Raw genomic sequence first — 9,610 nt, 5'->3', positions numbered from 1 at the left:
GCTGGCCCCACTCATCAGGTCCAAGAGCGCGAAAGGACACGACCCATCGGCGGAACGTGGCACCACCACGAATCCGCCCTCCGGCGTCAGCCGCCCTTCCGGCGGTGCCAGGAGACCCGACGATCACCACCAGCGGACAGACGTCCACGGCTGGTGGTGCTTCGTCTTTCGTCCCTGCCACCCCGTGAGGAGAGAGTCGTGTCCACACCCCTCGACCTGTACCGTCCCGGCCTCGCCCTTGGCCGTGACGCCCAAGCCCTGCACCGCGCGGCGATGCCGCAGTTCTCCGGCTGGCTGGAGCACACCCGCACCGCCGGCGGCTGCGCCCGCCCCGTCCGCCTTACCGGCACGATCGCCGCTGTCGAGCGGCAGACCGGCCGGGTCCTGGGCGAGCAGCACACCGACGAGATGCCCGACGGGGTGCTCTACAAGGCTTGCGGCAACCGCCGCGTATCGCACTGCCCCGACTGCGCCTGGGTCTACCAGGGCGACGCCTACCAGGTCGTGCGCTGCGGCCTGACTGGCGGCAAGGGCGTCCCCGCCTCGGTCGGCCGGCATCCGGTCGTCTTCGCCACCTTCACCGCGCCGTCCTTCGGTGCGGTCCACCATCGGTACATCCCGCGTCACACCTGCGCCACCCGGCAGCGCTGCGACTGCCGTCCGGCTCCGTGCCGTGCCCGGAGCAGCACCAGCACCTGCCGGCACGGGCAGCCGGCGGCATGCTTCGCCCGTCACGACGCCGACGATCCGCGGCTCGGGCAGCCGTTGTGCCTGGACTGCTACGACCACGGCCACCAGGTCGTCTGGAACTACTTCGCCGGGGAGTTGTGGCGGCGTACCAAGCAGGCCATCGAACGGCACCTCGCCGGCCTCTGCCGCAGACGCGGCATCCCCTTCGTCCAGGTCGTCACCGACTCCGGCAGGGTGCGCTGGGTGCCGCCCGTGCGGGTGTCGCACGGAAAGGTCGCCGAGATGCAGCGGCGGGCAGCCGTGCACTTCCACGTCCTGCTGCGCCTCGACGGCGTCGACCCCGACGACCTAGACGCGCTCGTGTCGCCGCCGGTGGGGATCACCGTCGACGACCTGGAGGCAGCCATCCATGCCGCCGTACGCCAGATCACCGTCACCACGCCCTCGCACCCCGACCAGCCACAGGGCTGGACGGTCGCCTGGGGCGAGCAGGTCGACGTCCGGCGTATCAACAGTGCCGGCGGCGAGCTGACCGACGGCAAGGTGGCCGCCTACCTCGCCAAATACGCCACCAAGGCGACCGAAGTCACCGGCCACCAATCGACCCGGCTCACCCCTGCCACGATCGACGACTACGCCGATCCGGAAGGTGACCACCTCGCCCGTCTCATCGACGCCTGCTGGCACCTCGGACGGCCCACCGGCACCGACACCGCCAGCGGCGCCGCAACGGCCGACGACCGTCAAGGCAGCCTTGACACCAAACCGAACGCCTACGCCGGGCTGCGCCGCTGGGCGCACATGCTCGGCTTCGGCGGTCACTTCCTCACCAAGGCCCGCCGCTACTCCGTCACCTTCGGCCTACTCCGGGACACCCGCGCGACCTACCGTCGCGCCGAGGACGACGGCTCCACCGACACCGTGACAGTTGGCGTTCTCACCTACGCCGGCTCCGGATGGCTCACCGAAGGCGATGCACTCCTGGCCAACACCGCCGCCGCCCAGCGCCGGCAGGCCAGACGCATCGGCCGGGAAGAACTGGCCCACGAAGCCTGGCTCGTCGGGGCCGCCGCATGAGCAGAGACCTCACCCCGCGCTGGTACTCGCCCGCCGAGGTCGCCGTGCTGCTCGGCTTCGGCATCTCCAAGGTCAAGATGAAGATCGCCACCGGCGAGCTGCGCTCCATCAAGGATGGCAAGTATCGCCGGATCCTCCCCGAGTGGGTCGACGAGTACATCCGTGACCAGGTCGAGCGGCAGGAGGCGGCCTGATGCCCGGACGTAGTCGGGCCAACGGCGAGGGCTCGATCTTCCCGTACCGCAACGGCTTCGCCGCGTACGTCTGGGTCGAGAAGCCCGACGGCAAGCGGGGCCGGAAGTGGGTCTACGGCAAGACCCGCGAGGAGGTCCACGACAAGTGGATCAAGCTGCACGGGCAGGCCAAGGCCGGCCCGGTGGCGACGCGCTCCCCGACCGTCGGGGAGTACGCCGGCTACTGGCTGCGCGAGATCGTCAAGCCGAACCTCGCCCCCGGCAGCTACGTCACCTACGAGGTGGTGGTCCGGCTCTACCTCGTGCCAGGGCTGGGCCGGAAGCGCCTCGACAAGCTTCGGGTCAGCGACGTCCAGACGTGGATCAACGAGGTCGGGCGGACCTGCCAGTGCTGCGCCCAGGGCAAGGACGAGCGGCGCAAGCCCGCCCAGCGTCGCTGTTGTGCCCTCGGCCGCTGCTGCCGGGATCTGCCCTCGGCAACGAGCGTCACCCACCTCCGGACCGTGCTCCGGACGCTGCTGTCCCACGCGATCACCGAAGGGCTGATCACTCGTAACGTCGCGTCCCTGGTGAAGCTGCCACCGGTACGCAAGCGCAAGCGGAAGGCGTGGACGAGCGACGAGGCCCGCCGCTTCCTGGAGTCGGCCCGCGCCGACGACGATCCGCTCTACGCCGCGTACGTCCTGGTCCTGGTGCTCGGTCTGCGCAAGGGCGAGATGTTGGGGCTCACCTGGGCTGACGTCGACCTCGACGCGGGGGAGCTGACCATCGACCGGCAGCTCCAGCGGGTCGGTGCCGAACTGCTGCACCGGGAGACGAAGACGGCCGCCTCGGACGCCACCCTGCCGCTGCCGGACATCTGCACCGTGGCGCTCGACCGTCGCCGCGCCGCCCAGACCACCGCCCGGGACGCCGCCGGTCCGGCCTGGCAGCCCTCCGAACTGATCTTCACCACCCGCTACGGCCGGCCGGTCGAGCCACGGAACTTCAACCGGTTCTGGGACCGGCGCTGCGATGCTGCCGGGGTCCGGCGAATCACCGTCAGGGACGCCCGGCGGACCTGCGCCTCGCTCCTGGCTGACCTGGACGTCCACCCCCGGGTGGCGATGCAGATCCTTCGGCACGCCCAGTTCGCCATCACGATGGAGGTCTACACGGTGGTGTCGTCGGCGGCCACCCGCGACGCGCTCAGGCGGCTCGGCAGCGCGCTCGACCGGTGACGGCCTACTGCTGTACTTCGCTGCTGTACCGGCCCTGATCACGGCGTTCGAAAGCCCGATCAGGGCCGGTGACCTGCGGAAGAGTGGGCCGCCAGGGACTCGAACCCTGAACCTATGGATTAAAAGTCCACAGCTCTGCCATTGAGCTAGCGGCCCGCGCGCTCAGGTTACCGGACTGCGGCCGACGGCGACTTGCGGCTTCAACGCCTCCATCGATCCCAGCAGCTCAGCGAGGTGCCGGGTGCGGCCGTCGGAAGCGCCCGCCCGTTCGGAGGTCGGGCGCTTCCGGGCGTACGCGGAGGCGGTCAGGCCCGGCTGGCGGCGCGGTCGACGAACGCGCGCCAAGCAGCAGGGGAGAAGGTCAGGGCCGGGCCGGCCGGGTCCTTGGAGTCGCGGACGGCGACCACGCCGGGCAGGTTGTCGGCGACCTCGATGCAGTTTCCGCCGCTCGAACCACTACGGCTGGACTTCCGCCACCGAGCGCTACTGAGGTCCATGATGACTCTCCATTTCCTTCATCAGGTCGATGGACTGCCGACGCGGGAGCGCCTCGTTCCGCACGCCTTCCCACTTCGCCAGAAGACTCGCCACATCATCCTTGCTGTCGACCACCACCCCGCCAAGCTGGTTCTCGAGGTGCCCGACCCATCCGCCGTCGGCCGATCGGGCCAGCGCGAAGGGCCCGGACAAGCCGATGTGCAGGCCGGTCGTCGCCGGGATCACGTGCACGTGGACGTGGGGCAGCTCCGCCATCGTGACGAGGTGCGCTACCTGTTCCGCCATGATGCCGCCGAATCCGTCGCCGGTTCGGCGCAGCGCGGATTCGTCCAGGACGGCGACCATCTGGGGCGGGTTCTCGCCGGTCAGCACCCTCTGGCGTTCCATGCGAGCGCTCACCTGCTGGTCGACTTCCGCCGCCGACATGAGGTCGTTGAGGCGCATGACGACGCGGGCGTAGTTCTCGGTCTGCAACAGGCCGGGGATCAGTAGCGGCTCGAACAGCCGGAGTTGCCGCGCGGAGCGTTCGGCGTCGAGCCAGGGGAGGAACCAGGACGGTGCGCCGACGCTGGCGACGAGGCGCTCGAACAGCCCGCCGGTCCTGAGCGCCCGGTCCGCGCCCTTGATGAAGTCCATCGTCAGGGCGCGGGTGCCGCCCTCGACCGCGCTGACGTGCGACGCGCTGAACCCGGCTCCCCGGCCGAAGGCTTCCTGGGTCATGCCGGCGGCGCCCCGGGCGCGGCGGATCTCGCCCACGACGAAGGCGGCGAGCGGACTCGGCACGTCGGCCATTCAGGGTCTCCCAGTTTGAAGATCGACTACCCACTGCGCCACCCGCCGGGGGCGGGCCCGGCCAACTCCACCCGGACGCCCGCAGAGCCTTCCGAGCGTAGTCGTCTCTACAGCAGAGTGTCACCAGGCAGGGCCGCTCGGCGCGCGAGCGGGTCGACGGACGGGCGACGCGTCGAGAGACGGGAGGCAGACATGACGGGCTGCGGGCCGCGCCGGGAGGGCGCGATCGTGGCGGGCGAGGTCATCCGCGTTCCGGAGGACTCCTACCGGTTCGGCAACGGGGTCCTCACCATGTTGGTCACCGAGGTCGTCAGCCGGGGCCCGTTCCAGGGCGCGGAGTGGGTCGAGGTGCGCGGTCGCGAGCTGACGCCGGGCGGCACGCTCCGGCCGCGCGAGCGGTACGCCTTCGTCCGGGTGGACCGGGCGACCGTCGTCCGGGCGGCGGCACGGTGACGCGACGCCGGGAGCACCTGCCGTCCCGCCCCACCTGGCGCTGCACGGCCTGCGGGATCGCCTGGCCCTGCTCGGCGGCGAAGCTGCGGCTGCTCGGCGCGTATCGCACCGACCGGACCGCCCTGCTGGTCTATCTCGGCACCCTCCAGGTCGAGGCCGCCGGGCAGCTCGCGGGGCCGGACGGCGACCGGCCGCGCACCGACCTGGCCGAGCGTTTCACCGGCTGGGCCCGCCCGCGTGGGCAGCCCTCTGACGCGGACGCCGGCACCCCCGGCGCCCGCCCCTGACCCGACGCGGACGCCGCCGCCTCCGGCGCCCGCCCCTGAACCGGAGGCCGCCCGGACGCGCCCGGGCCGGCGGCCTCAGATCCCGCCCGGGCCGGTCTTTCCCGTGGGCCGGCCCGGGCGGTCCCCTTTCGTGGACGCTCGCGTATGGGGCCGAGCCTCGCGGCCATGGGCGGGAGGATCACCGGCCGGTTGACTGGAGGGGACGAACCTCGGAAGGGGGGCCCTCGATGCCCGAGCCGATCCGCACCGCCGCCCTGGCCGGCGCGACCCTCACCACCGGCCTGGTGGCGGGGCTCTTCTTCGCGTACACCTGCTCGGTCATGCCCGGTCTGGGCGCGACCGACGACCGGACGCTGCTCGGCGCGATGCAGTCGATCAACCGGAAGATCCTGAACGGCTGGTTCCTGACCGCCTTCCTGGGCGCGGCGCTGCTGCTCGCCGTGGCCGCCGCCGCGCACCTGTCCCGGGGCGGCCTGGTCCTGTTCTGGATCCTCGCCGCGCTGGTCTGCCACCTGGTCACCGTCGGGGTCACGACGGGCCTCAACGTGCCGCTCAACGACCGGCTGGAGGCCGCCGGCCCGGTGGACCGCGTCGGCGACCTGGCCGAGGTGCGGGCCTGCTTCGAGGCGGCCTGGGTGCGCGGCAACCTGGTCCGCACGGTCTCCTCGGTGGCCGCCTTCGCCTGCCTGATCGCCGCCCTGCTGACCCGCCGCTGAGCCCCGCCGACGCTCGCCCGGCGCCGGAGCGGTCACGCCAGCCCGTCGGGCGGCGCGCGGGCAGGCATGGGCGGGGCCGCGCGGGGGAACCGTGCCCGCATGAGGATGAGCAGCACCCCGGCCGTGGCGGCGTCCGGCGAGGAGACCGGCCCCGACGGCGTACGCGAGCCGGCCGGCGAGGTGCACGCCTGGCTGCCGGGGCAGAACCAGACCGTCTGCGGGCTCCCGCTCAGCCGGACCCGGCTGCGCCGCTTCCCGCACGTGCGGTTCGAGTATCGCTCGACGGACGTGCTCACCGGGGCGGACCCGGTGGGCCGGATCTGCCCGCGCTGCCTGGCCGCCTCCGAGGGGCGGCGCCGGGACGAGAAGAAGAGCTGGGTACGCCACTCGCCCCGCCCCTGACCCGCTGTGCCGCCCCTGACGCCCCGCCCGCTGTGAGGCCCCGCTCCTGAGGCGCCACCCCGCCCCTTACGCCCCACCCTGCCCCTGACCCGCCCGCCGTGCTGTGCCGCCGCCGACGGCCGTCGCAGGCACGGCGATTGGGGCGCGGCTGACCGGGTACGGGTCGGGCATGCGGATCGTGGTGGTGGGGGCGACCGGCAACGCCGGTACCGCTCTGTTGCGCCGGCTGCGCCGGGAGCGGAACGTGGATCTCGCCGGGGTGGTGCGCCGGCTGCCGGGGCCGGACGCCGGTGAGCCGTACGACCAGGTGGAGTGGCACTCCTGCGACGTCGGGCTGCCGGGCGCGGCCGACCAGCTCGCCGAGGTCTTCGCCGGGGCCGACGCGGTGGTGCACCTGGCCTGGCAGATCCAGCCCAGCCACGACCAGCGGGTGCTGCGCCGGACCAACGTCGGCGGGAGCACGGCGGTCATCGACGCCGTGGTCCGCGCGAACGTGCCGGCCCTGGTGGTCGCCTCGTCGGTCGGCGTGTACGCGCCCGGCCCGAAGGACCACCCGGTCTCCGAGCGGTGGCCGGCGACCGGGGTGCCCGGCTCGTCGTACAGCCGGGACAAGGCCGACGTGGAGGCGCTGCTCGACCGGGCCGAGCGGGAGCACCCCGGGCTGCGCGTGGTGCGGCTGCGCCCCGGCCTCAACTTCCAGCGGGCGGCGGCCACCGAGATCACCCGCTACTTCCTCGGCCCGTTCGCGCCGGTGCGGCTGCTGCGCTACGGCCGGATCCCGCTGGTGCCGACGCACCGGCGGCTGCGGATGCAGGCGGTGCACACCGACGACGTCGCCGACGCGTACGCCCGGGCGGCCCTGGGTGACGCGCGCGGCGCGTTCAACGTCGCGGCGGACCCGGTGCTGACCCCGGAGCTGGTGGCCCGGCACTTCCACGGCTGGACGGTGCCGGTGGCCGCCCCGGTGCTGCGCGCCGCCGCCGCGCTGACCTGGCGGGCGCGGCTGCAACCGATCGACGCCGGCTGGGTGGAGCTGGCGCTGAACGTGCCGCTGATGTCGAGCGAGCGCGCCGAGGCGGAACTGGGCTGGCAGCCGCGGCACGACGCGGTCGACGCGCTGAAGGAACTCTTCGCCGGGATGGCCGACGGCGCGCACACCGCCGGCCCGCCGATGTCGGCCGCGGGTGACCGCCCCGGACGCCCGGCCGGCCTGCTGCGGGGGCGCCTCGCCGGCCACGGCAACCCCTACTGACCCACCCGTCCGCGCCCCTCAGCGACCGTCGCGTCAGAAGTCGGCGAAGAGGTACGGCAGGTTGCGCGGGAAGAGGTTGCGCAGCTCCGCCGCCGCGTCCGCCGGCACGTCGCCCAGCCCTCGCAGGCCCACCTCCACCGGGTCGAGCACCCCGTACGCCAGGGCGGAGATCCCGGCGGCCGTCAGCGTCGCGGTCGGCGGCTGCCCGGCGGTGGCGGCGGCGCCGGCGACCAGTTCCAGCGCGCCGGTCGTGCCGTCCAGCAGGTACGTCCCGGCCAACCAGCGGTCGTCGGTCAGCTCGACGCGCACCCGGCCCGGCCCGGCGGGCAGCCCGGTCAGCGCGTCCACCGACAGCAGCCGGGCCATCGGCGCGGACGCGCCCGGCCGGGCCACCCGCGCCTCGACGTGCACGGCCAGGTCGGTGAGCCACAGCTCCGGCACCTCGTCGACGGGGAGCTGGACGCTCACCCGCTCCACCTGGTCGACGTGCTGGGCGAAGAACTGCAACAGCAGCGCCCGGGCGACCGGGTCGGTGGTGAGCAGGTCGTCGGCGACCAGGGTGCCGCCGTGGTCGTCGATCCGGTAGGTCACCGCGCCCGTGACCGTCCCGCCGACCCGGGCGGTGAGCAGCCACCGCTCGTCGCGGTCGCGCAGCCCGACGTCCCGGTAGTCGGGGAAGATCGCGAAGCCGTGCCGCTCGCGCAGGCACCGCTCGGTGAACTCGCGCCAGGTCCGGTAGCCGGTGCCGATCCGCTCCCAACCCACCTCGCCGGGCAGGTCGGCGCGGAGCAGCTCGCCGAGGTCGGCCGGCGAGAAGGTGGCCGTACGCGCCTTCGGCAGCCCCACGTAGCCGAACCGGGCGTAGAACGACGGCCGGAACGGCCAGAGCGCGGTCAGCCGGTGCCCCTCGTCGCGCATCTCGTCGAGGAGCTGGTGCAGCAGGGCCCGGACGTGCCCCTGCCGGCGCGCCAGCGGATGGGTCGTCACCCCGGCGACGCCGGCCATCGGCAGCACCGTGCCGCGCAGGTTCTGTCGCATGGGCACGGCCGAGGCGGCGGCCACCGTCGCGCCGTCCGCCTCCACGACCAGCGTCCGGTTGCCCTCGTTGTAGGGCAGGTAGTCGCGGAACTCCTCCGTTCGGGCCGCGGTCGACGGCGACGTCTCGAAGGCGTACGCCTGGAGCGGGAAGCTGGTGGTCAGGCGTTTCTCGGCGCGCACCCGGCGGATGGTCATGTGCCAATCCCAACCCGGCTGCCCCGTCCGCGCAACCGCAATCGCCGGGCGCGCGTCAGACGGCGGTGACGTCGGAGACGACGACGGTGACGTTGTCCGGCGCGCCGGCCTGGTGGGCGAGCTTCACGAGCTGCTCGCCGCACTGCTGGCGGTCGGCGTACGTGGCCAGCGCCCCGGCGATCGCGGCGTCCTCGACGTAGTCGGACAGGCCGTCGCTGCACAGCAGCAGCCGGTCGCCGGCGAGCACGGTGAGCACCCCGATCGCGGGCGGCGTGTCCGCGCCCTGCACCGCCCGGGTCACCAGCGACCGCTGCGGGTGGTGCCGCGCCTGCTCGGGCGAGAGCGCCCCCTGGTCGACCAGCGCCTGCACGAAGGTGTCGTCGCGGGTGAGCTGGGTGAGCTGCCCGTCGCGCAGCAGGTAGCAGCGGGAGTCGCCGACCTGGGCCAGCACCAGCGCGTCCCCGGCGAGCAGGGCGGCGGTGAGCGTCGTACCCATGCCGTCGCGGGCCGGGTCGACGGTGATGGCCGCGTGGATGCGCCGGTTGGCGGTGCTCACCACTGCCCGCAACGCGTCGGCGGCCTCGTCGGGGGTGGTCGGCGGGCTCAGCTCGTCGAGGATGCGGATGACGATCTCACTCGCCACCTCGCCCGCGGGCAGGCCGCCCATGCCGTCCGCGACCGCGACGAGGCGGTCACCGGCGAGGGCCGAGTCCTCGTTGTTGGTGCGGACCAGGCCGATGTCGTTGAGGATGGCCGAGCGGAGGATCAGCGTCATGGGACAAGCTTGCCAAGAACA

General features: G+C 73.4%; 12 protein-coding genes and 1 tRNA gene. 8 read left to right on the top strand and 5 right to left on the bottom strand.

What is annotated here, in order from left to right:
- The first annotated feature begins 198 nt into the window (after nucleotides 1-198).
- From GA0070606_RS14710 to GA0070606_RS14700, 3 genes are read left to right on the top strand one after another with little or no spacing between them, the layout of a single operon-like run.
- Nucleotides 199-1,767, top strand: coding sequence for a replication initiator (locus GA0070606_RS14710; RefSeq protein WP_091099627.1), 1,569 nt, complete (start codon nucleotides 199-201; stop codon nucleotides 1,765-1,767).
- On the top strand, nucleotides 1,764-1,961 hold the full coding sequence (locus tag GA0070606_RS14705) for an excisionase family DNA-binding protein (RefSeq protein ID WP_091099625.1): 198 nt from the start codon (nucleotides 1,764-1,766) through the stop codon (nucleotides 1,959-1,961). The genes GA0070606_RS14710 and GA0070606_RS14705 overlap by 4 nt, the downstream gene beginning before the upstream one ends.
- On the top strand, nucleotides 1,961-3,181 hold the full coding sequence (locus GA0070606_RS14700; RefSeq protein ID WP_091099623.1) for a tyrosine-type recombinase/integrase: 1,221 nt from the start codon (nucleotides 1,961-1,963) through the stop codon (nucleotides 3,179-3,181). The genes GA0070606_RS14705 and GA0070606_RS14700 overlap by 1 nt, the downstream gene beginning before the upstream one ends.
- Nucleotides 3,182-3,265: 84 nt before the next feature.
- Here GA0070606_RS14700 and GA0070606_RS14695 read toward each other — a convergent pair.
- The 3 genes from GA0070606_RS14695 to GA0070606_RS14685 form a co-directional block, all read right to left on the bottom strand.
- Nucleotides 3,266-3,337, bottom strand: a tRNA-Lys gene (locus tag GA0070606_RS14695).
- Between the two features lie 149 nt (nucleotides 3,338-3,486).
- Nucleotides 3,487-3,678, bottom strand: coding sequence for a DUF397 domain-containing protein (locus GA0070606_RS14690; protein WP_091099620.1), 192 nt, complete (start codon nucleotides 3,676-3,678; stop codon nucleotides 3,487-3,489).
- Nucleotides 3,665-4,471 carry a helix-turn-helix domain-containing protein gene (locus GA0070606_RS14685; RefSeq protein ID WP_091099618.1) on the bottom strand — a complete coding sequence of 269 codons (807 nt, stop codon included), beginning with the start codon at nucleotides 4,469-4,471 and terminating at the stop codon, nucleotides 3,665-3,667. Before GA0070606_RS14685 ends, GA0070606_RS14690 begins: the two co-directional genes overlap by 14 nt.
- Nucleotides 4,472-4,663: 192 nt before the next feature.
- Here GA0070606_RS14685 and GA0070606_RS14680 point away from each other — a divergent pair, with 192 nt between their 5' ends.
- From GA0070606_RS14680 to GA0070606_RS14660, 5 genes are all read left to right on the top strand, one after another.
- Nucleotides 4,664-4,924 carry a hypothetical protein gene (locus GA0070606_RS14680; protein WP_091099615.1) on the top strand — a complete coding sequence of 87 codons (261 nt, stop codon included), beginning with the start codon at nucleotides 4,664-4,666 and terminating at the stop codon, nucleotides 4,922-4,924.
- Nucleotides 4,921-5,211: a flavin reductase gene (locus GA0070606_RS14675; protein WP_091099607.1), complete on the top strand. Its 291-nt coding sequence runs from the start codon at nucleotides 4,921-4,923 to the stop codon at nucleotides 5,209-5,211. The genes GA0070606_RS14680 and GA0070606_RS14675 overlap by 4 nt, the downstream gene beginning before the upstream one ends.
- Nucleotides 5,212-5,438: 227 nt before the next feature.
- Nucleotides 5,439-5,927, top strand: coding sequence for an anthrone oxygenase family protein (locus tag GA0070606_RS14670; RefSeq protein WP_091099599.1), 489 nt, complete (start codon nucleotides 5,439-5,441; stop codon nucleotides 5,925-5,927).
- Nucleotides 5,928-6,026: 99 nt separating this feature from the next.
- Entirely contained in the window at nucleotides 6,027-6,329 is a 303-nt protein-coding gene (locus tag GA0070606_RS14665; protein WP_091099595.1) for a hypothetical protein, read from the top strand.
- A gap of 169 nt (nucleotides 6,330-6,498) precedes the next feature.
- Nucleotides 6,499-7,581, top strand: coding sequence for an NAD-dependent epimerase/dehydratase family protein (locus tag GA0070606_RS14660; RefSeq protein ID WP_091099592.1), 1,083 nt, complete (start codon nucleotides 6,499-6,501; stop codon nucleotides 7,579-7,581).
- A gap of 33 nt (nucleotides 7,582-7,614) precedes the next feature.
- Here the strand turns inward: GA0070606_RS14660 and GA0070606_RS14655 are convergent, their stop codons facing one another.
- Both GA0070606_RS14655 and GA0070606_RS14650 read right to left on the bottom strand, forming a co-directional pair.
- Entirely contained in the window at nucleotides 7,615-8,814 is a 1,200-nt protein-coding gene (locus GA0070606_RS14655) for a GNAT family N-acetyltransferase (protein ID WP_091099589.1), read from the bottom strand.
- A gap of 55 nt (nucleotides 8,815-8,869) precedes the next feature.
- Complete coding sequence (locus GA0070606_RS14650; RefSeq protein ID WP_091099584.1) at nucleotides 8,870-9,589, bottom strand: PP2C family protein-serine/threonine phosphatase; 720 nt, start codon at nucleotides 9,587-9,589, stop codon at nucleotides 8,870-8,872.
- Nucleotides 9,590-9,610 lie beyond the last annotated feature (21 nt).

The sequence above is a fragment of the Micromonospora citrea genome (assembly GCF_900090315.1).
GTDB lineage: Bacteria > Actinomycetota > Actinomycetes > Mycobacteriales > Micromonosporaceae > Micromonospora > Micromonospora citrea.
This window is presented reverse-complemented; position numbering and strand designations above follow the sequence as displayed.